The organism is Flavobacterium sp. 90, assembly GCF_004339525.1.
Taxonomy (GTDB): domain Bacteria; phylum Bacteroidota; class Bacteroidia; order Flavobacteriales; family Flavobacteriaceae; genus Flavobacterium.
This window is the reverse complement of sequence record NZ_SMGE01000001.1, coordinates 5,009,653-5,034,589: the sequence shown is the minus strand read 5'-3', so window position 1 is coordinate 5,034,589 and position 24,937 is coordinate 5,009,653. Positions and strand designations below refer to the sequence as shown.

The window sequence follows — 24,937 nt, the reverse complement described above, 5'->3', positions numbered from 1 at the left end:
TGCGCCTCTACGTTATAATCTTTGTCTTCTTTCTAGATTTTATGGTTGTTAGACCTAACAGGTTTTAAAAACCTGTTAGGTCTCTATTGAACATAAAAAAAGACGCAAAAAAAGACGCACTGCTGTGCGCCTCTACGTTACAATCTATATCATTTGCAATTACCCTACAACGGATTAATCCCGAAGCTTCAGGACGTTGCTACAATATAAATCATTCCTCCGGAATTTTATTCAAACACGTTTCATAAGAACAAAAAATAAAAAAAGACGCACTGCTGTGCGCCTCTACAATAAAACCTTTGTCCCTTTGAACCTTTGCCTCTTTGACCCTCAAAAAAAAACCTTTGTCCCTTTGAACCTCCAATCCTTTGAACCTTCCTCCTACGCTATCCCCCATTTTGAGAATAAAACAAAAATACTAATCATCCCAATTAAGAGCGCGCCAAAATACCAATAACGGTTTTTCCAGGGTGCTAATCCAACAGATTCAAGTTTGATTTCGATATATTTATAATTCGGATAAAACCTGGAAACGAACAACATACATATTGTAGTTAAAACAAATAGTATCGCCAGCATATGCAAATAATGAAGTTTGATATCCAGAATATAATTAAAGATTACATAACTTAAAATAAAGAACACCATTCCGATTCTGGCAGCTTGTGGCGGAACTTTTTTCGAAACAAAACCAACCAGAATAATGGTAAAAATAGGCACGCAAAACATTCCTCCAAGCTGTTGCAAATACGTATAAAAACCAGCTTTGCTAAACATAATAAATGGCGCCGAAAACATGGCTAAAGCCGAAACAATTATTTCGAATTTACGTCCTGTATAAACCAAATGTTTCTCTGTAATTTCCTTATTTCTTTTTTCTAACCAAGGTTTGTAGAGATTCAAAACAAAGAGCGTACTGCTGCTATTTAAACCTGCATTAAAAGTACTTATTGCAGCGCCTAAAACTACTGCAGCAGTTAAACCAATTAAAAGCGTAGGTAACGTATCTTTTACTACTAATGGAAAAACTTCGGTCGTATTCTCCAGATTTTTATACAAATGAACACCTATAAGTCCGGGAATATTGATGATAAACGGACATAACAATTTTCCTAAACAAGCCAATCCCATACCTTTCTGACTGTGCGAAAGACTTTTTGCCGAAAGCGCCTGTTGAACAATAAACTGCTCCATTCCCCAATAATACAGGTTCATGATAAACATTCCTGTAAAAATAGTACTTAACGGAACTTCGTCAGTTGGACTTCCAATAGCGTTCAGATGCTCTTTATTCTGCGAAAGCATGATGTGCAAACCCTGAGACCAATCTCCATGACCAAGAAATTTGAATCCAAAATAAGGAAAAGCGATTCCAATAGTCAATAATCCAATGCTCAAAATAGTATCACTTATCGATATTGCGCGCAAACCACCAAGAACTGAATAAGCGCAACCGGTTAATCCGATTACCCAAACCATAATCCAGATATTTTGCCAATACGTTAAGTGTAAAGGTTCTAAGAAATTGAACATTCCCGTAAGGGCAACTGCTCCGCCATATAAAACTGCAGGAAGTAGATTAACAATATAACTGCATAAAAATACAATCGACACCAATCTTTTGGTAGATTGATCGTAGCGTTTTCCTAAATAATCCGGAATCGTCATGGCTCCGGTACGAAAATAAATAGGCAAAAAGTATTCTGCAACCAATAACATTGCCAGCACAGAACTCACGCCCCACGCTATAACGCTCATATTATTGGTATAAATAGATTCGTTTTCGCCTATAAATTGATTCGCACTTATATTGCTTAACAACAATGCTCCTCCTACTACGAAAAAGTTATTGTTGTGATCTGCAAAAAAAAGTCCGCTTGTGGTTTGTACCTTTTTTTTGCGTGTTTTTATTGCTGAAATCAGGGCAATAAGACCTGTAACTAATATAAAACTGACGATTGACCAAACATTCATAAATTACAGCGAATTTCTGTCAACCAAAACTGTTGGAATAATCTCCTGAGTTTTTTTACGATTTAGAACAAAATTTGCTGCTTTTTTTCCCATTTCAGCGAAATCTGTAGAGAATGTGGTAACTCCGTCAAAAATGATCTCTTTTACAATATCATCATTATGCGAAATAAACCCAATGTCTTTACCAATCTTAAGACCTTTTACTTTAGAATCTTTCAGCATTTCCCAAAGTTCAAGATTGTGAATTGTGAAATATACTTTCCCTTTTTCAAGAGATCCTGAAACATATTCTTCTTTTATCACGCCTTTGATATCATAATCCTTCATGAATCTTTTAAACGAGTTTAAAATCTCATCAGGTTCTGCAGACGATGGTTTAAAGAAGAAAATGATTTCGTCGTACTTCTTAATTTTATCTTTTAGCTGCACAAAAGCATTGTACGACGAATCGCCAAACTCTTGTGCAACATAATTATAATCTTCATCAGTTTCTATAAAACGATCTACCAGCAAAACTCTGTTTGTTGGCAATAATTTTAAAACAGGTGGCGTTTTTACACTCGGAATCGGAGCAATAACAAACATACCGTATTTTCCTTTTATATTTTGAACAATACTTTCGAAAGTATCAAAATTATTATGGTGAAAAAAGATATCTAACTGAACGTTTTTCCCAAGACCTTTTCTGAAATTTTCATAAAAAGTCTCTTGAAAAATATCAAATGCAAAGATCAATAAAGCCACTTTTAGCTCTTGTTTTACATCATTTGTTGCCACAAAATAACCCAATCGGTTTTTTGATTCGATGATTCCTCTGTGTACAAGTTCTTTATAAGCTTTGGCAATAGTTTCTCTGGCAAAACCTAATTCGCTTATAAAAGTATTGACAGATGGAAGTAAATCACCTTTTGTAACTACTTTTTCATCAATTGCATTAATTATTCCCTGAACCAATTGCTCATGTTTAGAGAAGGAATTTATAGATTCAAGATTTTTTATCTGTTGAATAATTTGCTTCATAAAACGGTTAAATGGGTATTTAATTAGAAATATATTACAAATATATACTAATGTTCGAGATTTAGTTTAGGCCTTAGTAATTTTTAGAACAACACTCGTATTTGAAGAATTTACATTTGGATTAATTCCAACCTGCATTAAAAAATCTCCGGAATACGTCACGGTTTCTACCGCAGCTTTTTTATCCGGATAAACATTGATTTCTTCCACTTTATAGTTTTGTCCCGCTTCAAGTCCTTTTAATTTTATCGGAAGATGTGTTCCTGCTTCATATCGTGAATTTACCAAATAGCTAAAAACTACCGCTTCATTACCATTTTTATTCACAAACATTACAGATGCCGCATCATTTCCCCAAGGATTTTGCAAACGATATTGATCTCCTTGCCAAATTGTAGTGCTCAAAGCGCCATAGTTTTTTATCGCTTGTTGCGCATAAGCTAAATCTTTCTCATTTAGATCTTTAACCACAATATCAAAACCTAATCTTCCCATCATCGCAACATCTGTACGGTATTTAATAGGTTGTTTTCCCCAATCTGTAACGTGCGCTGCGATAGTCAAAGCAGGATAAAAATACGAGTATTCCCATTGCATATATACACGCTCCAAAGGATCTGTATTGTCACTTGGCCAGAATTCTGTAAAGTATTTTAAAGCTGCATAATCTACTCTTCCGCCACCGCCGGAACAAAGCATCATTGGCACTTTTGGATATTTTACACGAATACGTTCCAGAACTTTGTAAAGTCCGTTTACATAATCTGTGTAAAAATTATTTTGTTTGTCTTTCAAATTACTTGAATACGCGTTGTAAATCAACGCATTACAATCCCATTTGATATAAGCTAATTCCGGATTTTCTGTAAAAAGATTGTCTACAACTCCGTAAACAAAATCCTGAACTTTTGGGTTTGATAAGTCTAAAACCAATTGATTACGGAAATAATGTTCCGCTCTTCCCGGCTGTTTTACAATCCATTCCGGATGTTTTTTGTACAAATCACTCGCAGGATTTACCATTTCAGGCTCAATCCAGATTCCAAATTTCACCTGATTGTCTTTAGCCGTTTTCACTAAAATTCCAATTCCGTTTGGTAATTTCTTTTTATTTACGTCCCAATCTCCAAGCGCTGCATCATCATTGTTACGAGGAAAGTTGTTTCCAAACCATCCGTCATCCAATAAAAACATATCCACGCCAAGTTTTTTACTATCGGCGATAAGCACTTTTAATTTGTTTTCGTCAAAGTTAAAATAAGTCGCTTCCCAGTTGTTAAGCAATGTCATACGGCTTCCTTTTCCGTCTAATATTTTGTAATTTCTAGACCAATCGTGCAAATTACGGCTTGCATTTCCTTTTCCTTTAGACGATAATGTGTACCAAAACTTAGGCGTTGTAAAAACTTCATTTTTAGCCAATGAATAAGCTGCAGCAGCATTATTAATACCGGAAATAACACGAAGATTATTCAAAGGATCTAATTCTAAATCAGTTCTGAAATTTCCTGACCATTCTAGACCTGCAAACAAAACCTTTCCTTCATCTTCTGTAGCAGGTTTATCAAGAGAAACCATAAATACTGAAGGCTGAAATAAATTAGCACGAGAACCTAATTTAGTATCCAAAACTTTAATTCCGTGTGTTAATTTCGTTTCCTCAGGTTGCATTTCTTTTGCCCAATCACCGTGATATTGATTCAAATAGAAATTATTATATCCTTTAAGGTATAAATTTGCCGAAGCATATTTGTTTAAAGTAATATTCGATTTCTCAGAATGTTGAATTGTTGTCCATTGTTCGATCACATCAGTATCATAATACGATTGAATAAACATATGAACCTCAATTGGATATACATTATCTTTAAGCGTAATTTCGGTTTGAGAAATTCCTGTAGCGATCGTTTTTGTAGTATGTTTTACGTATAATAAATCAAGCGAAGTATTTCCGTCAGAGTGAGTTACAGCGATTGCAGGTTCTAATAAATTTTTAGATCCTGAAGGCGTATAAGCCGCATTATAAATCCCTGAATAATCTGTTCCCTGACGAAACTGACCTTGAATTTTTACATATTCAAAATCATTCGCTAATTTTTCTCCTAAATAAATGGTATTCAATTCTTTTCCCGGAGTTACTTGCAAAACAAGTGCATTACTTTTGGTTTTAACCGAGATAATTTCTTGTGCTGCTATTGTGCTGCCATAACTCGTCAGAATAAAAAATGCGATCGTAAAAGACTGCCTTAAAGTTGTAAATTGTTTTTTCATTTTATTATGTGTTATTTTCTTATTTCTTTTCTTGTGTAATTCCTGCCCAAACATCTGTTCTAAAAGACGATGCAGGTAAACCTGATGCATTCGTTAAATTTCCGGCAGGATTATCAGCCCAATTGTAGCGCACTGCAACCGGATTTGTTACGCCCTGAGCAAAAACTTCAACTTTGCCATTTACTATTTTAGCATCCGCCCAATGAAACTTTTGATCAGATCCTGCAATCGAAAATCCTTTTAGCAGATTGTCTCTGGGTTTTATATTTTCATTGAAATCAAAATCAATAGTCACCACATTTTCCTTTATAGAATACGATTTATAAAGTGGTCCCGAATAATCGATTTTGGTATTATACACTTTTGCCAAAGCTATATTTGCCAATCGACCTCCAACATCTTGTTTGTTTTTCGGGTGAATATCTGCTCCGTTTCCAATATCAGTTGTAACCGCCATTCCAGTATTTGGCAATCTCAAAGCTTTAAATTGTGCTTCTCTTAACTCTGCCCAATCAGAATCTTCTGGTTGCTGTTTCTGTTCTTTATAATTGGCCAATTGAACAAACAAAAACGGCAAATTTTTATCTTTGAATTTTTCTCTCCAATCGTTTATCAGCAAAGGAAATAACTTCTGATATTGATACGCTCTTTCGGCATTACTTTCTCCCTGATACCAGATTACTCCTTTTATTTTATAATCTATAATTGGTGCAATCATCGCATTATATATGGCGCTTGGTCGGTTTTGGCCTTGAGCCAAATACGGTTTTACAGGCAAATCTTTACTATCGACTCCAATATTATATTTCCAGTCACCAACTAATGAAATGGTTTCTTTAGTAGATTTTAAAGCTATTTTTTCATCGCCATAAACGCCTCCATTTCCTGATCCGTCAAAAACTCTTATTGTAATTGTGTTTTCGCCTTTTTTCAAGAATTTAGCTGGAATTGTATAATGACGTTCAACGTTATAACCTTTAGTTTCGCCAATATAATTTCCGTTTATCCAAATCATATCTTCATCATCTGCATAATAATTTAGACTAAAGTCTACAGTATTATCCTGAACTGTGATCTTTTTTCTAAACCAAACTACTCCATCAAAATTCCCTAATCCGTTAGTGTCAAAAAAAGAAGGCAGTTTCATTGTTTTCCAAGCCGAATCATCAAAATTTGATGTTGCCCAAATTGCTTTTTCTTCCGAAAATCCTTTGTCTGAAGCTGTCAAATTCTTTTCCCAAACCGCCATATCAGCATTATATTTTTGCAATAATGCAGCGTTATCAGTTTCAGATTTCATGGCTTGAATTTCAGAATCAAAATCATGAATTGTCGTTAACGCTCCAGAACTTGTCCAGGCTTCAATTAAGGTTCCTCCCCAAGAAGAATGAATTAACCCAATTGGAATCTTTTTTTCGTTGTAAATCTTTCTGGCAAAAAAATAAGCAGTTGCACTAAAATCTGCTATCGTTTTTGGACTGCAAACATTCCAGCCGTCGTGTTGTACTTTTAATGTATTTAATGGTAAAGTACTTTCGATATGTTCCGCTTGTAATAATCGTATTTGCGGATAATTCGCGTTTTCAATTTCTTCCTTATAATTACTGATTTTTCCCCAACCTTCCAGAGGCATTTCCATATTGCTTTGTCCGGAACACAACCAAACTTCTCCAATCAAAACATTATTAAGCGTTTTTACAGTTCCGTCATTTATTGTAATGGTATAAGGTCCGCCATAAATGGGAGTTTTCAAAATCACTTTCCATTTACCATTTTCAACCTTAGAAGTATATGTTTTTTTATCCCAGGAAGTTATAATAGTTACCGATTTCGCATCGCTTTCTCCCCAAAACGGAACTGAACTTTTCTGTTGCAACACCATATCATCCGTAAAGAAAGACGGCAATAATACTGTAGCATGAACGCTATTTGACGATATAATAAACAATGCCAATACAAGCATCGTATTCTTAAAAAGATGTTTTTTCAGCTGCATTTTATTAGTGATTTATAACTTTATACAAATGCGCATCTTTCGCGCCAAGGGTGACTTTTATAACATTGTTTTTTACGTCAATATTTTCAGAAGTAAAAAGATCCTGCAATTTATAATTGCCGTTTTTTATTCCTAATCTTTCTAGAGGAAGTTCATAATTTTTGCTTGAAGCGCCATAATTTAAAACCGCGATATACCAATCGTTACCAATTTTTTGTTCGAAAACTTCGGTGGTTAATTTTCCCGTATTTCCTTCTACAGGACGGAATGCGACACCATTTGCAACAATTTTTAAAAGCTCTTTATTCTGAAGCCATTCTTTTGCACGTTTGCTCCAGATTCCTTCTTTGCTATAATCGTCTCCAGTAATTAATGTACCGGTAATAACCGCCGAAATTAATCTTGCACGGTTTTCGCCTTCTGTAACATCAGCAAAAACCACATGATCTGCATCTATATAATCGTAAGCATACGTTTGCCACCAACCATAATTCACACTATTTAAGGTATATTGCGTTTGCTCAATTGTTTTCCAGGCATCACACGCAATACGACGAACGTGTGCATAACGAGAAGTTGCCATATTTGGAGAAATTGCCGCATAAATAAGCATTTGTCCGTCAAGAGCTTTTACCAAATGCTCCATTCCTACTTTGTAAGCCTGCATTCCGGTCGTAACATTTTTATCATAAAACGAAGTAGATTCCGCAGCAGCGTGACCTAAAAAGTCGATTTTAATCATTTTAAAACCACACGCTTTTAGTTTATTAATTACATAATCAACACGTTTAAGCGTTCCGGGATGCGTAGGATCAATGGCACGAGCACCATCAAAATCAAAATAAGTATTTCCGGTTTTCGTCCACATTTCACCAAAAGTATAATCGCTTCCTTCGGCTTTTCGATTTGGACCATCTTTCCAGCCCCAATCTGTAAAAGGCGCCCAATATGCTCCAGGTTCCAGACCTTTGCTTTTGCAATAATCTGCGAATTCTTTTAGTTTACTAAAATCTCCTGAAAAACCACCTTTAACCATATTATCCCAAAAAGAATCTAAATCGATAAAAGCGGTATTTCCAACACGAAATTGCGGAATTGAATTAGCAAAGAAATCAGCCACTTTTGTCGTATTATCATAATTGATTTTTTCCATCAAAACACCCCAACTATTCCAGCCAACCGGAGTTGGTTTGTCCCACGCGAAGACTAAAGGTTTCTCAACAATTCGATTCGTTTTGGCATATTCTTCCATTCCGTTTCTCCAATCAGCATAATAACCCACGAAGAATTTTGGAGACGAAACTTTATCGCCTTTTACAATTCCGTGAGCGATACTATCACGTGTAGTTTCTTTTTCTGAATATCCTGCCCAAGCAGAAAATAATGGTTCCTTGTTTTTATTGATCGTTTTTACAGCACTTTTCCAAACCGTATGTTCAAGAGAGCCAACGATAAAACCATTTCGCGAAGTATTATTAAAAAGAATCCCAACTTCTGCACTTGTATTTTGAGAAACTGCCTCTAGTTTCTTCGAATCATAACTTATAAAAGCGTCATTATCATAAGGAACGAAAACAGTTTGCAGATTTTCGATTTTATCAAAACTAACTTTTCCTAAATCTAATGGCGAAATATAATTGGTTGCAATTTGATTTCCGTTACCTAAAATTTCGATTTGAGTTATAAAATACGACTGATTGTTATAAGTTATAAAACTCTGGATTAGCGTTGGATTATTTTTGTCTTTATAAGTAAGCGTATATTTTAAACCTTTCCCTAAATCATCATGAATCGCTTCTTTTGACAAAACAGCTTCCGCATAATCGCTCACAGAAATTGTTCTACTATTCACAATAACCGAAACTTTTGCTCCCGAAAAAATATTTTTTCCGGATTGATTTACGGCAATTGTCTTTTGTTGAACATCGTAAGTAATAATTCCGCTTTTACCATAAGTCATTTTAATGTTTTTTTGGGCTTGCGCCGAATTGCAAAAAATGACCATAAATAAAACGGACAAAAACATGTTTTTTAACAGGAAATGATACTGTCTCATTAAATAAAGTTTTGGTTATTATACTATTCTATACTACAATAATACAAATTATAATTTATTCTGCAAGAACTTCAAAAAAAAATGTTCGCCAGTTCTTTTAAAAACCATGCTAAACATCACAAAATCAGCAATTTTAAAAACATAATAATATTACACTTTTTTCATCAAATAGTCAATTTGACAATAATTCTTTTTAAAGATATCCTAAAAGTTTAGTAAACATATAGTTTCTGCCTTAATTTTTTAATGCCACAGATTAATGGATCAAAAAAGATTAAAAAATAAAAAACCTTCTTTATCCGAGTGAGGAAAATTAAAACTGAGAAAACTACAATGAAAATAAAAACAATAGCCACAGATTGAAGGATTAGAAAAGATTAAAAAAATCTACTAAATCTGCGAGAGAAAATTAAACACTAATAAAATTTAGCTAAAAATTCATTAAATCATTTTAATCTCAGTAATCTGTGGCATAACTTTTTAATTTTAAACTATAAAAAAAGGAGCATTAAAACTCCTATTCTACTTTATAATATAATCAATGAAATCAAAACTTATCCATTCTTCAAATGTTTCGCTCTTAATCTGCTCAAAAACTCGGGCGTGATTCCTAAATATGAAGCAATATATTGTTGCGAAACCCGCTGCGATAATGTTGGATATCGATTCAGAAATTCTACATATTGTTCCATAGCAGTTGAAGAAACGGTTTTGAACAACCGCTTCTGTAATTTCGATAAATGCCTTTGAATCATTAACCGAAACATGCGTTCTAATTGTGGAACTTCATTGATCAGATTTTCTTTCGTTTGACGGCTTAAAACTAGTAGTTCGCAATCTTCCAGCGTTTCGATATACATATCACTTGGCACCTGATCCTCAAAACTCGTAATATCGCTTACCCACCAATCTTCGGTTGCAAATTGCAATGTGAGTTCTATTCCGTCACGATCCACAAAATATTCTCTTATGCAACCTTTATTTATATAAGCTTCAAAATTGCAGATTTCGCCCGCATGTAACAGAATTGTTTTCTTAGGAACTTTTCTAAACTCCAGACTGTTTTCAAAAATTTTAATCTCTTGTTCTGATAGTCTGGCAAATCGGGAAAGATAATCGTGTATTTTCTCAAACATCTTAAAACTTGTTTAGTAGGATTGCTTTTGGTAACAAGTCGTAAATATAAGATGTATTTATTTAACGTGTTTGTTGCGATTGTTTTTACCAACGTTAATTTATAGACAACGAATAATCCGTAGGCACACAATATTAATTTATAGACAAGGAATATCCGCAGGCACACAATATTGATTTATTGCCAACGAATTTCCGTAGAGGCGCACAGCAGTGCGTCTCCGTATAGATTACACACAAAAATTACGTATAAAAATTACGCTCTAAAATGTGCCCATAACCACATATCATCGGTAGAAAAAAAATGGCGTGAAATTCGTTGGCGTGCCGTAGGTACGCATGATTAACGTTTTGTTGCGTACCTACGGCACGCTATATTTATTTCGATTAATGTTTTTTTACCAATATGTAGTGCCTAAAGGCACATTTCAATCACATTTTTACATTTTTACATTTTTACATTTTTACATCTTCATATCTTCACATAATTCGCATTATTTTATTATTTCTTGATCTAGTTTAAGAAATTAGGCAATTTAATATTTGATCTTTGAAAATTAAACCCCAATAAATTTATAATCAATGAAAGATCAAGTTCTCCATCTACGAATTACATTGGCATTATCAGCAATTGACGATCTAATTCCTTCTTATATGCAAGTTGAAGAAGACAAAGCAATTTCTAACGGAAACGTTGCAATTTGTATTATTGACGAAGAAGGTATGGTTTATGGCCGAATGTACGGAAATGACAAAGCTCGTAAAAGACAATCGTATAAAATTGCCTGGATAAAAGCAAGTCAGGTTTGGCTTACCGGAGTTAAAACGGGAGATTACGAAAGATTGGTTTTTAATAAAATTGTAGACGAAAACGCTAACGGAATCGAAGCACCGGATCTTATTGGCTGGCAAGGCGGACAACCTATAATATTAAGCGACGGAACACAACTTTCTATTGGTTTTAGCGGTTTTAGAGGTGTTACGGATTTAGAAATTGTAACCAAAGCATTCAAAAAAATATAACAATCATAATTAAAAAAACATGACTTATTTACCAGATTCAAACCGATATCAAAAAATGGAATACCGTCGTTGTGGCAGCAGCGGATTAATGCTTCCGGCGCTTTCTCTTGGTTTGTGGCATAACTTTGGCGCGATCGATAATACCGAAAACGCCAGAAACATATTGCACACCGCTTTTGATAACGGAATTACACATTTTGATCTTGCTAATAATTATGGTCCACCGGCGGGATCTGCTGAGACCACTTTTGGACAAATATTCAAACAGGATTTTAAACCTTTTCGCGACGAACTTTTGATTTCTACAAAAGCCGGATGGCCAATGTGGGATGGTCCTTATGGAGATTTTGGTTCTAAAAAGCATTTAATTGCCAGCTTAGACCAAAGTCTTAAACGTATGGATTTAGACTATGTAGATATTTTTTATCACCACAGACCAGATCCAAATACGCCAATGGAAGAAACTATGGCGGCGTTAGATCTAATTGTACGTCAGGGAAAAGCGCTTTATGTAGGTATTTCGAGTTATAGTCCTGCCGAAACGCAAAAGGCTTTTACAATCCTGAAACAATTAGGAACTCCTTGCGTGATTCATCAGCCTAAATATTCGATGTTGGAGCGTTCTGTAGAAGATGGATTACTAGATGTTCTGGAACTAAACGGTATTGGCGGAATCGCATTTTCTCCTCTTGCGCAAGGTCTTTTGACGAATAAATATCTGAACGGAATTCCGGAAAATTCAAGAGCCACAGCACATCGCGGTAACGGAGCAATCGAAGAAGATGCAATCACGCCTGAGAATATTGCCAAGGTTAAAAAGCTTCACGAAATGGCATTAGAACGTGGACAAACATTGGCACAAATGGCATTATCGTGGGTGATGAAAGACAAAAGAATTTCATCGGTTATTATTGGCGCGAGCAAACCTGAACAGGTAATTGATTCTGTAGGTTGTCTTAAAAACACTTCGTTTTCTGCAGAGGAATTAAAAGCAATCAATCAAATTCTGATATAAATTATTATGACTATTCGTGACTAATTCCAAAATAAAAAGTTTGCCACGAATTACACAAATTCCCGCAAATTATATTGGACGCACAGATTAAAAAAATCAGCGTCAATCCGCTTAATCCGTAAAATCTGTGGGCTGTTTATAACAAACAAATACTAACTATCTAAACCATATTTATGAAAAAATATCATTTTACAACATGCCTGACCATCATGTTATCGGGATTTTTGACTAATAATCTCGCCGCTCAAAAAAGTCTTCCAAAAACCGATTATAAAAGCGTTACGGTTTATGTAACAGCTAAAAACACGGATAAAAAACTAACAAAAACCGAAACTTTATCGTTTGTTGACAAACCACAACCTATAGAAAAAGAATTTTCGGTATTTGTAGATCCTTCAAAGACTTATCAAACTATGTTGGGAATTGGTGGCGCTATTACTGACGCTTCCGCGGAAGTTTTCTACAAACTTTCGAAAGAGCAACAACAAGAAATCCTGACGGCTTATTACGATAAAGAAAAAGGAATTGGTTATACTTTGGCTCGAACAAATATGCAAAGCTGCGATTTCTCAAGTGATATTTACAGTTATATTTCCGAAGGTGACAAGGATCTAAAAACCTTTGATATTAGCCATGACAGAAAATACAGAATTCCGTTAATTAAAGAAGCTATTGCAAAAGCGGGTGGAAAATTAACTTTATATGCTTCGCCGTGGAGTCCGCCTGCGTGGATGAAAACCAATAATAATGTTTTGCAAGGCGGCGCTTTGAAACCGGAATACAACCAAAGTTGGGCTAACTTTTTTGTGAAGTTTATAAAGGAATACGAAAAAGAAGGAATTCCTATATGGGGTTATACGGTACAAAACGAACCTATGGCAGTGCAAAAATGGGAATCTTGCATTTTTACCGCGCAAGAGGAACGAGATTTTATCAAAAATTTTCTTGGACCAACAATGCAAAAAGCGGGTTTGTCTCAAAAGAAATTAATCATGTGGGATCATAATCGTGATTTAATGTATCAACGTGTCAGTACGGTTTTGGAAGATAAAGAGGCAGCAAAATATGTTTGGGGAATTGGATATCACTGGTACGAAGACTGGCATAAAAACGGAATGAACTTTGAAGCGGAGCGTCGTGTAGCAGAAGCTTTTCCGGATAAACCGCTTATCTTAACAGAAGGTTGTGCGGCTGATTTTGACCAAAAATTATTGACGGATTGGACTTATGGCGAAAAATATGGTATGTCGATGATTAACGATTTCAATATTGGAACGGTTGCCTGGACGGACTGGAATATTCTATTGGACGAAAAAGGCGGACCAAACCACGTTCAGAACTTTTGTATGTCGCCTATTCACGCTGATCTTACAACTGGAAAATTGATTTATACAAACGGATATTATTATTTAGGTCATTTTTCTAAATTCATTCATCCGGGCGCAAAACGTGTCGCTTGCAATTCCAGCAGTAATAAACTTTTGTCTACAGCATTTGTAAATCAGGATAATAATCTTGAAGTCGTTGTGATGAATCAATCTGATGATAACGTCGATTATTTTCTTTGGATAAAAGGAAAAGCTTCAAAAATAACCAGTTTGGCACATTCGATTGCTACTTTAGAAATACAATAAATTTTCTAACACATAGAAACATAGATTTTCCGGTTTATGTCTAATCTATGCGAAGACGCACTGCTGTGCGCCTCTACGAATATTCGGTGTTAATATAGAATGTGATTACAAGGTTTTAACGTCGATATGCAAAACCGTGCGCCTTGTTTGTGTTCAATATAAACCCGACAGGTTTTTAAAACCTGTCGGGTCTAACAACGCTAAAACAAAGAAAGAAGTCAAAGATTTTAACGTAGAGATGCACAGCAGTGCATCTAACTCTTTGTATATCTAAATCTAAACGTTGTAATCATCCAAAAAAAAGAATAATTATGAAAAGAGCATTAATAATCCTGAATATTTTCGTTTTGATTGGTACATCGGCAATAGCCCAAACATCGGCTGAAAAGTCAAAACCAATGAAATTACAGCAGATTCCAGGAAAAATAGAATGCGAATTTTATGATCTTGGTGGCGAAGGCATTGCGTATCACGATACTGATGAAGTCAATAATGGCAGCGGGAAACTGAATCCCGTTAACGGAAATCCTTTGAATGAATTCAGAATAAAAGAAGCGGTCGATATTTCGTATACCAAAACCGATAATATTGATGATACGCCTTATACTAAAGTTCCGATCAAGATGAAACAGCTTTATGTGGGCTGGACGCAACCTACAGAATGGATAAATTATACGGTTCAGGTTAAGAAATCCGGAACGTACAAAATTGGTGTTTTGTATACTGCAAACGGCGACGGCGCAATTTCGATTTCCGTAAACGGAAAAGATGCGACAGGAAATATGAAAATTGAATCAACGCATGACGACAAAGATCCTGTAGCATGGCGACAATGGCATCATTGGAACAGTTCTGAAAATATTGGAACTATTAAACTCGAAAAAGGCACGCAATTATTGACATTAAATATTGTCGAAAACGGAAATATGAATCTAGATTACCTGACTTTTACGCCCAATTAATATATTATTTCACCATATAAGTTATATAAGTTCTTTTAAGCTTTGCGCATATTTACAATGCAACTTATATTTCGTTATATAACTTATATGGTAAAACTATTTAAATCAAGTATTTCTACCTAAAACCAGTTCATTCTATCTTTCTACATTAGCTCAATAAAATGATCGTCATTTTTAATTCTCTTATAAAGATCCTATGAGCCATCCAATTTTTACCGCACTTTTACCAATCCAAAAAGAATTTTCATACTATTTACCTAATAGAAATTTCCTTGAATTCAATGGAAAACCTGTTTATCAATATATGATTGAAAAATTACTGAAAATTGATGCATTTGAAAGTATTGTGATCAATACAGATTCAGAAGAAGTAAAAGAATATTGCAAATGGAATGGAAAATTAAGAATATTCGACCGACCACAATCCTTAATTGGCGAAGACATAAAATCTGATTTGATTACAGCTTATACTCTTGACAAAATTGGTGGAGAACATTTTATTGAAATTCAAAGCTTTAATCCATTACTTACACAGTTTACGATAGAGAGTTTCATTAAACTATATACAGATTTTATAATTCCCGGAGAATATCACGATTCGGTTTTTAGCATACAGCGTTACGAGTTGAGGAATTATGATTTAGATAAAAGGGAAATAAAAGATGACTTCCCATTTACAATAATTGAAAACGGAATTCTTCACGGATTTAGTCGTTCTAATTTCAAAAAATATAGAAAAAAAATTGGGCCAGTAGCTATGCTTTCTGACGTAAGAGAAATTGAGAATACCCTATTGGATTCAGATAGTAATTATGAATTAGTGAAACTGATTTTTGCAAATCAGGATAAATTCCCTGCTATTTTTCATAGTGGTGTTTAAAAGCGGATGCAAGAATTCAGAAGTAAGAAGTAAGAATTAGAAAAGGGCATTTCATTACAAATGAAATGCCCTTTTCTAATTCTATTCAAATTTCAACCATAGCCCAAGGTTTCAACCTTGGGATACGTATAGTGATAATAGATTGTGATAATAATTACTTCGCAGATTTTTTTTGGCTTAGCCAAATAATCTTAGAATTTAAACGTAACATTCGCTGTTATACGAGTTGGATTTTGAGCTGCAAGTCTGTAAGACCAATATTTTTCATTCGTTATATTATCTACTTTAAGACCCAATCTGTATTTTGGCTGATCATAGAAAAGTGATGCGTCTAATACCGTATATGACGGAATAGCAAACTTGAATGTTGTGGTATTTGTTTGGTAATATTCGCTTCCGTAAATACCTCCAAAACCAATTCCTAAACCTTGCGCGCTACCTGTTGTAACTCTATAACTTGCCCATAAATTTGCCGTTCGTGGCGATCCTGCCGTTGTAGGTCGCAAACCCTGAACGCTGGCATTACTTTTTTCATATTTACTATCATTATAAGTATAACCGGCAACGATATTTAATCCTGAAATTGGGTTTGCGATTAACTCAGCCTCAAAACCTTTGCTGACCTGAGTTCCGTCCTGAATCGAGAAATTTGCATGATCCGGATCGTCACGAGTAATGTTTGTAACCTGAATATCATAGTAACTTAAAGTAGCTGAGATTTTATTAAGGTCAAACTTAAATCCTCCCTCCCACTGATTCGCCTGATTTGGCTTGAAAGTATTACCCGAAAAGTCAGAACCGGAAACGTTGCTAAAACCATTCATATAATTACCAAAAACAGCAATTTTTTCTTTCATAATTTGGTACACTAATCCAAATTTTGGAGATAAAGCCGTTTGGTTATAATTTCCTACGATAGAATCTTTACTTGGATAATAAACTCCTTTGTTTTCATATTTATCGATACGAATTCCGCCCATTGCCAATAATCTGTCGGTTACATTCAAAACGTCCGAAACATAAGCGCTATAGGTAACTTCATCATTCGATACAAAATTGTTGAATTTAGCCGTAGCAAACATTGGCGCCACTTTATCAACATTAAAATTATTATAAGCATCGCCCGGTTTTTTATAATCCATTGCCGGCATATTTACGATTGCATCATTACGTGTTGCACGCAAACTATAGTAATCAACTCCTGCTACAACTCTGTTTTTCAGCTTTCCGATATTAAATTTACCAATAAAATTTTGCTGAATATCAGTTCCATAAAACGGAGATTCCTGATACGTAACTTGTTGTCTTAATGTCGTTGGTGACATCATTTGCAATGCTACCGTATAACCGTCAGATGAAGATCTGGTTCTTGATAAGATCGTTTGAGACGTCCATTCGTCAGAGATTTTATATTTTAACTGAGCAAAAACATTGTATTGCTGACTCGTGTAATTAATGGTATTATTGGCAAAAGATAATTTATAAGGAATATTAAGCGCTTCAATACTGCTTTCTGTTCCTTTTACCACAAAAGGAGCCAATCTCGTTGGCGAAGTAGCTTTGTATAAACTAAATTCGGCGTCGATTAAAAGCGTTAATCGCTCATTGATTTCATAAGAGAAACTTGGAGCAATAGAAAAGTTTTTGTTGAATCCTGCGTCCTGAAAACTTCTTTCGCTATGAAAAGCCGTGTTGATTCTCAATAAAGCCGTTTTATCTGCGTTAATTGGCGTATTAATATCAGCCGTAAAACGATTCAAATCCCAACTTGCTGCTGAGTATGAAATTTCACCTTTGAAGGAATCAAAAGGCTTTTTGGTAACACGATTAAACAATCCTCCAAATGATGATAATGTACTTCCAAAAAGTGTTGCAGATGGTCCTTTGATAACCTCAATACGCTCTAAATTTGAAGGATCAATAGTTGTATAAGTAAAACTACCAACACCATTTCTAACTACTTGTGGCGTAGGAAAACCTCTTGAAATAGAAGTTGTTCGGCCTTGATTTCTTACTTCGGCAATACCAGCTCCGGGAACGTTTTTAAAAGCACTATTATAATCTGTAATAACCTGCTCTTTCATTAATTCCTTGCTTACTACAATATAAACCTGTGAATTTTCAATGTTTTTTAAAGGCATTTTTGCTACATCAAAACTTTCTTTTTTTGCAAAACGATTTCCTCCTGTACGAATTACGACATCATCAAGATTCTCTACAGACGAGTTTACTCTTATGTCAATATCCGCAGTTGGAGCTTGTTCTGTAATCTCAGCAGTTTCAGTAGAAGAAGCGTATCCTGCCATCGTAACTTCTAAAGTATATTTCCCGAAAGGCAATTTTTTAAAATCATATTTACCCGCTGAATTCGTTACGGCACTTTTATTTATTTCGATCAATTTTACCACAACTCCCTGACTTGCATTACCATCATTTGTGATAACAGTTCCAGAAATTTGTCCTGTAGTTGCTGTTTGCGCCTGAATAAATCCAACATTAGCAAATAAAAAAAGCATCAATAATAATGTAGAACTACACTGAATGCTTTGTATTTTTTTGAGTGAATATTTTATAAAAAAAGAAATTGGGGGTTTTGGTCTTGTCATGTTATTCTTATTTAAACTGATTCTAAATTAAAGCGCAAATGAACAATATTTTTTTTAATCTATCAAAAGAAGAATGTTATTTTTTCATTGAAATAAATCTTTTAAAATAAGCGTAAAAAATATACTACAGAAATAATAATCAGGGACAAACGACAAGCAATTCCCAAAAAAAACTAATACGAATCAAGGATTAAAAGCCTCTTTTTTCTACCGTTAGGTACTAAATATTGGTAGATATATCAACAGAATAAATTTAGCGTGCCGTAGGTACGCAATTATGTTCGTTTTGTTGCGTACCTACGGCACGCCAATCAATTTGAATTATAATTGCTACCAATATTTTGTACCTAAAGGCACATTTTCAATTCTTGATTTGCATTAATATTTTTTTCAAAAATAAAAACGCCTGTATTCTTTCAGAAAGAATACAGGCATTAAAAAAAACTTAACTAAATTATTTTATAGAAGTATCAAAACCTACTTCAAAGCCTCATAAAGTATTTCTACCGGATGTTGCGCTTTTCGTCCTGTACCGTCAGCAATTTGATGTCTGCAACTTGTTCCCGAAGCCGAAATCAATGTTGCCGCTTCTTCTGAACGAATCGTTGGAAACAAAACTAACTCTCCTATTTTCATAGAAATATCATAATGTTCTTTTTCATAGCCAAAAGAACCCGCCATTCCGCAACATCCACTTGGGATATTGAGAACCGCATAATTCTTTGGCAACATTAATATCTTCTTCAACGGAACCAATGACGACAAAGCTTTCTGAAAACAATGTCCGTGCATTCGAACTCGTTCTGTTTTATCTGTAAAACTATTTGATGAAATTCGTCCTGCGTCTAATTCTTTGGCCAAAAACTCTTCGATTAAAAACGTTTTTGATGCAAATGTTTTCGCTTTTGCTTTTAAATCTCCACGACATAAATCAGGATATTCATCGCGAAAACTCAATATTGCCGAAGGTTCTATCCCGATTAAAACACCGTTTTCCGGAATTGAAATATCAAAATCTCTAGTATTTTGTTCTGCAATTTCTCGTGCTTCTTTTAGCATTCCTTTCGAAAGATACGTTCTTCCGCTGATTCCAATTTTAGGAATTTCAACTTCATATCCCAAACGATTCAGAAGCTTAACGGTCGTCTGCCCTATTTCCACATCATAATAATTCAGAAATTCATCATTATATAAATACACTTTGCCATTTGTAAAATCTCCTTTTTGAATGTAATTTTTCATCCATTTGGCAAAAGTAATTTTGTGCATCAAAGGCAATTTTCTTTCTGTCGCAAAACCAGTTGCTTTTTTAATCACATTGCCCAAAGCTCCTTTTGTAGAAAGATTATACATCCACGGAATTGCAGCAAACAAATGGTTTATTTTTGGCGTATTCCCAATCAATCTTGAACGGAATTTTACGCCATTTTTATCATGATATTGTTGTAATGTTTCGGCTTTTAATTTTGCCATATCAACATTCGACGGACATTCAGATTTACAACCTTTACAGCTCAAACACAAATCGAGAACATCGAGCAGGTTTTCATCATCAAATCGATTTGCTTTTGTAGAAGTTGTAATCGTTTCTCTCAGCATGTTTGCTCTGGCACGCGTTGTATGTTTTTCATCGCGCGTTGCCATATAACTCGGACACATTGTACCGCCGCTTTTCTCTGTTTTTCTACAATCTCCGGATCCGTTGCACATTTCGGCAGCACGCAGGATTCCGTTATGTTCAGAAAAATCAAAATATGTTTCCGGCATTGGCGTTTCCTGACCAGCCGTATATCTCAAACTCGAATCCATTGGTGGCGTATTGACAATTTTACCCGGATTAAAAACTCCCCAAGGATCCCAAACTTGCTTTATCTGAATAAACAATTGATAGATTTCTTCGCCCAACATCAACGGAATAAATTCTCCTCGAAGTCTTCCGTCACCATGTTCCCCGCTCAAAGAACCTTTGTATTTCTTTACTAAATGCGCAATATCTGTTGCAATAGTTCTAAAAATCGCTGTGCCTTCTTTGGTTTTCAAATCTATAATCGGGCGCAAATGCAATTCTCCCGTTGCGGCATGCGCATAATGCACGCAGTTTAAGTTTCGTTCTTTTAATATCGCATTAAAATCTTCGATAAAATCAGGCAAATCATTAACATCTACGGCGGTATCTTCAATTACGGCAACCGCTTTTGCATCACCCGGAATATTCGATAATAAGCCCAATCCTGCTTTTCTCAATGCCCAAACTTTATTCGTATCGTCGCCATAAACAATCGGGAAATGATATCCCAGATTTTTAGAGCGCATCAAAGCTTCCATTTCTTTTGCAACAGCGTCAATTTCTTCTTGGGAATCTCTTAAAAATTCAACCGCCAAAATTGCCTGAGGATCTCCTTTTACAAAAAAACGATTCTTGCTTTGTTCGATATTTTCTTTGGTACATTCCAGAATATAATGGTCAATTAATTCGACACTATCCGGATTAAATTTTAGCGCTTCTATATTTGCTTTTAGCGATTCATTTATACTTTCAAAATGTACACAAACCAAAGCTGCGTAAGGTTTTAGCGCATCAACCAAATTCAATTTTATTGCGGTAGAAAAAAACAAAGTTCCCTCAGATCCTGCAATTAGTTTACAGAAATTGAATTTTTCGTCGAAAGCTCCAAAAGGCATCGAATCTGCCAATAAATCCAAAGCATAACCTGTATTTCTCCTCGGAATTGTTTTCTTAGGAAAATTATCATCGAATAAAATTCGGTTACTTTCAGAAGATAATATTTCTTTTGCCTGAACATAAATTGCTTGCTCTAGTGGACTCACAACATTGATTCCGTTGCATTTACCTTCGAATTCAGCATTTGTAAGAGAACCAAAAGTAACCTCATTTCCATCGGCAAGAAAACCTTTGATTTCCAGTAAATGTTCACGTGTAGATCCATAAATAACAGATCTCGCACCACAAGCATTATTCCCAACCATTCCGCCAATCATACAGCGATTACTGGTTGAAGTTTCAGGACCAAAAAAGAGTTTATAAGGTTTTAAATGAAGATTTAGTTCATCACGAATTACGCCCGGTTCTACCCAAGCCGATTTATTTTCCTGATCTACAGAGATAATTTTGGTGAATTCCTGCGAAATATCAACAATAATTCCGTTTCCAACTACTTGTCCCGCAAGCGAAGTTCCGGCGGCACGAGGAATCACGCTGCTATTATTTTCTCTTGCAAAGGCAATAATCTTCTGAATATCTTCCTTCGTTTTCGGAATTGCAACCGCCAAAGGCATTTCTTTATAAGCGCTCGCATCAGTTGAATAAAGCAAACGCATCGTGTGATCGTAAAATAATTTACCTTCTAATTGTTTTTCTAAACCTTCAAGATTAATAGAACTCTTGGAAAGGGTATTATTGTTGTTCATTTTGATATTTTATTATATAATTATCGATGCAAAGCTCAAACACTATATTGTCATTTCGACGGAGGAGAAATCACAATAGAAACTCCACAATCAAAATCGCCAATCTTTGTCGAATCCCGTGTGTGATTTCTCCTCCGTCGAAATGACAAAAATGCGAGCAAAATCCGTGTAAATCTGCGTTTTCGCAATAGCGAATCAGTGTCATCCGCGTACCATAAAAGCACAGTTACCAATCTTTGTCGAGCTTCTCGTGGAGATTTCTCCTTCGTCGAAATGACAAAAATGCGAGCAAAACCCGTGTAAATCTGCGTTTTAGCGATAGCGAATCAGTGTCATCCGCGTACCATAAAAGCACAGTTACCAATCTTTGTCGAGCTTCTCGTGGAGATTTCTCCTTCGTCGAAATGACAAAAATACGTGCAAAACCCGTGTAGATCTGCGTTTTCGCGATAGCGAATCAGTGTCATCCGCGTACCATAAAATTTCTCCTCTGTCGAAATGACAAATCTTTGCGACTTTGCGCCTTTGCGAGATTAATTTTCTACAATTCGCTTAAGGCGATATCTAAAAATTTCACCATTTCGTCAGCATTTTGTTTACTGAAAGTCATTGGTGGTTTTATTTTTAATACATTATGCAATGGTCCGTCAGTGCTTAATAAATATCCGTTTGCTTTTAATTTTTCGACCACGATATCTATTTCGGGAACTGCGGGTTCCATTGTTGTTCTTTCTTTGACCATTTCGGCACCAATGAATAATCCATGTCCGCGAACGTCACTTATTATTGGGTATTTTGCCATTAAACCTTTCAAACCATCCATCAAATAGTTTCCAACTTCTAAAGCATGTTTTTGCATTTCTTCGTCATGAATAACATCCAGAACCGCTAAACCTGTTGTCATAGAAACGGGATTTCCGCCAAAGGTGTTAAAATATTCCAGTCCGTTATTGAAAGAATCTGCAATTTCTTCGGTTACAATTACTGCTGCCAACGGATGTCCGTTACCAATTGGTTTACCTAAAACAACAATATCAGGAACTACATTTTGCAATTCGAATCCCCAGAAATGATCTCCAATTCTCCCAAAACCAACCTGAACTTCATCGGCAATACAAACGCCTCCCGCTGCTCTGACATAATCGTAAGCAGTTTTTAGATAATTTTCCGGTAACGGAATTTGCCCACCAACTCCCAATAAGGTTTCGCAAATAAATACGGCTGGCGCTTTGTCTTCTTTCTTTAAATCTTCGATGATTCTTTGTACATCTTCAGCATATTTTTCACCGGCTTTTTCGTCGCCATATTTATACGGACCACGATACAAATCCGGATTTATAGCTTTGTGAATCCAAGGCATTTGACCCGAACCACCTTTACTGTCAAATTTATACGGACTCATTTCGATTGCTACAGTCGATGTTCCGTGATACGCATGATCGAGTACAATAATGTCTTTTTGTTTGGTATAATGACGGCTCATTCTGATCGCTAAATCATTGGCTTCACTTCCCGAATTTACGAAGTAACAAACGCTTAATTTCTTCGGTAATGTTGCTGTTAATTTTTCGGCATATTCTGTTATGGCGTCATTCAAATATCTTGTATTGGTATTTAAAGTTGCAATTTGTTTTTGCATTTTTCGAACAACGACCGGATGACAATGTCCAACGTGCGAAGGATTATTTACGCAATCTACAAAGGTTCTTCCTTTGTCATCGTACAAATATTGCAATGCTCCTTTGACAATTTTTAGTTTGTCTTTGTAACCAATGCTTAGATTTCGACCAATTTTCTTTTTACGAATTTCCAACAAATCACTATAATCATCTTCATTGATTAATCCGGCGAAACCGCACGCTTTTCTAAAAGCATCCTGAGCCTTAATTGGATTAATCTCGATTAGTTTATACAACAAATCCCAAGCTGGTTTTTCGGTAATAAAATGATGCTCATTATTACTGTCTAATGATGCATTATAAGCAGATTGTGTCACGCTAATGCAAAGTCTTCCGGCAATTAAATAGTATAACAAATCTAATTCCTGCTCTGTCAATGCATACGCTTTGTGATATCCTGCAACAATCGATGCGGCAACCTCCACTGGATTTTCTTCGTCGAGCATTGCATACGTACAGGCAATTGCCAAATTATTAATCAGCGCTGTATAAACCATATCGCCAAAATCAATCAAACCACTTATGCCATTTTCTTGTACTAAGACATTGTAATCGTTGGCATCATTATGCACATAAGCATGTCTTAAACGATGAATTTGAGGCAAAACTTCGGTGTCAAATTGTAACAGAAAATATCCTGCAATACGTCTTTTTTCGTGATTTAAAATGTATTTCAGATTATCTCCCGCTTCACTCGCACGACTGATATCCCAAGTATAATTGCGATGCATTGCAGGATGAGAAAAATCCTGTAATGCATTGTCCATATTTCCTAAAAAAGTCCCCAGATTATGGTGTAATTCGCTTGTTTTGTTTGCTACATCAACCCAAAAAGTACCTTCAAGAAAGTTTAAAATTCTGATATAATAGGTTTTGGAATCTCTTACTATTTTGGTTAATTCTTCGCCTTGTTTATTGATGCTAAAATGCTGAAAACAATCAGAAATATTGCTTTTTTTAAGGTGCTGAATTATATTAATCTGTGCTTCTAAAAAAGGAAATGGATGACTCTCATTCGACACTTTTAGAATGTATTTTTCGTTCTTCTCATTCGATAAAAGAAAATTCAATTCATCATATCCATTTAATGCTTTTACGGAAACGATTAATCCGTAATGTTCTTTTACTAAATCCTGAATAGTTGCTTCTGAAAAAGTCATTGTTACTATATTAAATTATTATTTTTTCGCCACGAATTCCACGAATTAGCACGAATTATATTCTATTTGTTTGCGTAATCTTGGAAGTTTTTTCGCCA

The 24,937-nt window shown here is 35.2% G+C and carries 14 protein-coding genes; 5 read left to right on the top strand and 9 right to left on the bottom strand.

Annotated elements, in window-relative coordinates; genetic code table 11:
* Positions 1 to 381: 381 nt before the first annotated feature.
* From C8C83_RS20330 to C8C83_RS20305, 6 genes are all read right to left on the bottom strand, one after another.
* On the bottom strand, positions 382 to 1,974 hold the full coding sequence (locus tag C8C83_RS20330) for a solute:sodium symporter family transporter (protein WP_121330395.1): 1,593 nt from the start codon (positions 1,972 to 1,974) through the stop codon (positions 382 to 384).
* A gap of 3 nt (positions 1,975 to 1,977) precedes the next feature.
* Positions 1,978 to 2,994, bottom strand: coding sequence for a GntR family transcriptional regulator (locus tag C8C83_RS20325; RefSeq protein ID WP_121330394.1), 1,017 nt, complete (start codon positions 2,992 to 2,994; stop codon positions 1,978 to 1,980).
* Between the two features lie 66 nt (positions 2,995 to 3,060).
* Positions 3,061 to 5,265, bottom strand: coding sequence for an alpha-galactosidase (locus C8C83_RS20320; protein ID WP_121331388.1), 2,205 nt, complete (start codon positions 5,263 to 5,265; stop codon positions 3,061 to 3,063).
* Positions 5,266 to 5,284: 19 nt separating this feature from the next.
* Positions 5,285 to 7,261 (bottom strand): sialate O-acetylesterase, encoded by a 1,977-nt coding sequence (locus C8C83_RS20315; RefSeq protein ID WP_233566165.1) that lies wholly within the window; start codon positions 7,259 to 7,261, stop codon positions 5,285 to 5,287.
* Positions 7,262 to 7,265: 4 nt separating this feature from the next.
* Positions 7,266 to 9,221 (bottom strand): alpha-galactosidase, encoded by a 1,956-nt coding sequence (locus tag C8C83_RS20310; RefSeq protein WP_233566164.1) that lies wholly within the window; start codon positions 9,219 to 9,221, stop codon positions 7,266 to 7,268.
* 650 nt (positions 9,222 to 9,871) lie between these two features.
* Positions 9,872 to 10,453: a Crp/Fnr family transcriptional regulator gene (locus C8C83_RS20305; protein WP_121330392.1), complete on the bottom strand. Its 582-nt coding sequence runs from the start codon at positions 10,451 to 10,453 to the stop codon at positions 9,872 to 9,874.
* A 580-nt stretch (positions 10,454 to 11,033) separates the two neighbouring features.
* On the opposite strand from C8C83_RS20305, the gene C8C83_RS20300 reads away from it, so the two are divergent.
* From C8C83_RS20300 to C8C83_RS20280, 5 genes are all read left to right on the top strand, one after another.
* A complete protein-coding gene (locus tag C8C83_RS20300) occupies positions 11,034 to 11,474 on the top strand; it encodes a hypothetical protein (protein WP_121330391.1) in 441 nt (146 codons plus the stop codon).
* A 19-nt stretch (positions 11,475 to 11,493) separates the two neighbouring features.
* Positions 11,494 to 12,489 carry an L-glyceraldehyde 3-phosphate reductase gene (mgrA, locus tag C8C83_RS20295; protein ID WP_121330390.1) on the top strand — a complete coding sequence of 332 codons (996 nt, stop codon included), beginning with the start codon at positions 11,494 to 11,496 and terminating at the stop codon, positions 12,487 to 12,489.
* A 173-nt stretch (positions 12,490 to 12,662) separates the two neighbouring features.
* Entirely contained in the window at positions 12,663 to 14,123 is a 1,461-nt protein-coding gene (locus tag C8C83_RS20290) for a glycoside hydrolase family 30 protein (RefSeq protein ID WP_121330389.1), read from the top strand.
* A gap of 311 nt (positions 14,124 to 14,434) precedes the next feature.
* Positions 14,435 to 15,085, top strand: a complete 651-nt coding sequence (locus C8C83_RS20285) for a delta endotoxin C-terminal domain-containing protein (RefSeq protein ID WP_199735311.1) — start codon at positions 14,435 to 14,437, stop codon at positions 15,083 to 15,085.
* A 196-nt stretch (positions 15,086 to 15,281) separates the two neighbouring features.
* The gene (locus C8C83_RS20280) at positions 15,282 to 15,965 is read left to right on the top strand and encodes a hypothetical protein (protein WP_121330388.1); all 684 of its coding nucleotides are present in this window, start codon (positions 15,282 to 15,284) and stop codon (positions 15,963 to 15,965) included.
* Positions 15,966 to 16,156: 191 nt separating this feature from the next.
* On the opposite strand, the gene C8C83_RS20275 is transcribed toward C8C83_RS20280, so the two are convergent.
* From C8C83_RS20275 to C8C83_RS20265, 3 genes are all read right to left on the bottom strand, one after another.
* Positions 16,157 to 18,481 carry a TonB-dependent siderophore receptor gene (locus C8C83_RS20275; RefSeq protein WP_165877251.1) on the bottom strand — a complete coding sequence of 775 codons (2,325 nt, stop codon included), beginning with the start codon at positions 18,479 to 18,481 and terminating at the stop codon, positions 16,157 to 16,159.
* 567 nt (positions 18,482 to 19,048) lie between these two features.
* On the bottom strand, positions 19,049 to 22,000 hold the full coding sequence (locus C8C83_RS20270; protein ID WP_132011873.1) for an FAD-binding and (Fe-S)-binding domain-containing protein: 2,952 nt from the start codon (positions 21,998 to 22,000) through the stop codon (positions 19,049 to 19,051).
* Between the two features lie 541 nt (positions 22,001 to 22,541).
* A complete protein-coding gene (locus C8C83_RS20265) occupies positions 22,542 to 24,839 on the bottom strand; it encodes an aminotransferase class III-fold pyridoxal phosphate-dependent enzyme (RefSeq protein ID WP_121330386.1) in 2,298 nt (765 codons plus the stop codon).
* Between the last annotated feature and the right edge of the window lie 98 nt (positions 24,840 to 24,937).

Excerpts from the sequence above, each read along its gene's own strand:
- C8C83_RS20280 (WP_121330388.1), top strand. The coding sequence starts at position 15,282 with ATGAGCCATCCAATTTTTACCGCACTTTTACCAATCCAAAAAGAATTT.
- C8C83_RS20315 (WP_233566165.1), bottom strand. The coding sequence starts at position 7,261 with ATGCAGCTGAAAAAACATCTTTTTAAGAATACGATGCTTGTATTGGCA.
- mgrA (WP_121330390.1), top strand. The coding sequence starts at position 11,494 with ATGACTTATTTACCAGATTCAAACCGATATCAAAAAATGGAATACCGT.
- C8C83_RS20290 (WP_121330389.1), top strand. The coding sequence starts at position 12,663 with ATGAAAAAATATCATTTTACAACATGCCTGACCATCATGTTATCGGGA.
- C8C83_RS20305 (WP_121330392.1), bottom strand. The coding sequence starts at position 10,453 with ATGTTTGAGAAAATACACGATTATCTTTCCCGATTTGCCAGACTATCA.
- C8C83_RS20325 (WP_121330394.1), bottom strand. The coding sequence starts at position 2,994 with ATGAAGCAAATTATTCAACAGATAAAAAATCTTGAATCTATAAATTCC.
- C8C83_RS20270 (WP_132011873.1), bottom strand. The coding sequence starts at position 22,000 with ATGAACAACAATAATACCCTTTCCAAGAGTTCTATTAATCTTGAAGGT.
- C8C83_RS20265 (WP_121330386.1), bottom strand. The coding sequence starts at position 24,839 with ATGACTTTTTCAGAAGCAACTATTCAGGATTTAGTAAAAGAACATTAC.
- C8C83_RS20330 (WP_121330395.1), bottom strand. The coding sequence starts at position 1,974 with ATGAATGTTTGGTCAATCGTCAGTTTTATATTAGTTACAGGTCTTATT.
- C8C83_RS20310 (WP_233566164.1), bottom strand. The coding sequence starts at position 9,221 with ATGACTTATGGTAAAAGCGGAATTATTACTTACGATGTTCAACAAAAG.
- C8C83_RS20275 (WP_165877251.1), bottom strand. The coding sequence starts at position 18,481 with ATGCTTTTTTTATTTGCTAATGTTGGATTTATTCAGGCGCAAACAGCA.
- C8C83_RS20320 (WP_121331388.1), bottom strand. The coding sequence starts at position 5,265 with ATGAAAAAACAATTTACAACTTTAAGGCAGTCTTTTACGATCGCATTT.
- C8C83_RS20285 (WP_199735311.1), top strand. The coding sequence starts at position 14,435 with ATGAAAAGAGCATTAATAATCCTGAATATTTTCGTTTTGATTGGTACA.
- C8C83_RS20300 (WP_121330391.1), top strand. The coding sequence starts at position 11,034 with ATGAAAGATCAAGTTCTCCATCTACGAATTACATTGGCATTATCAGCA.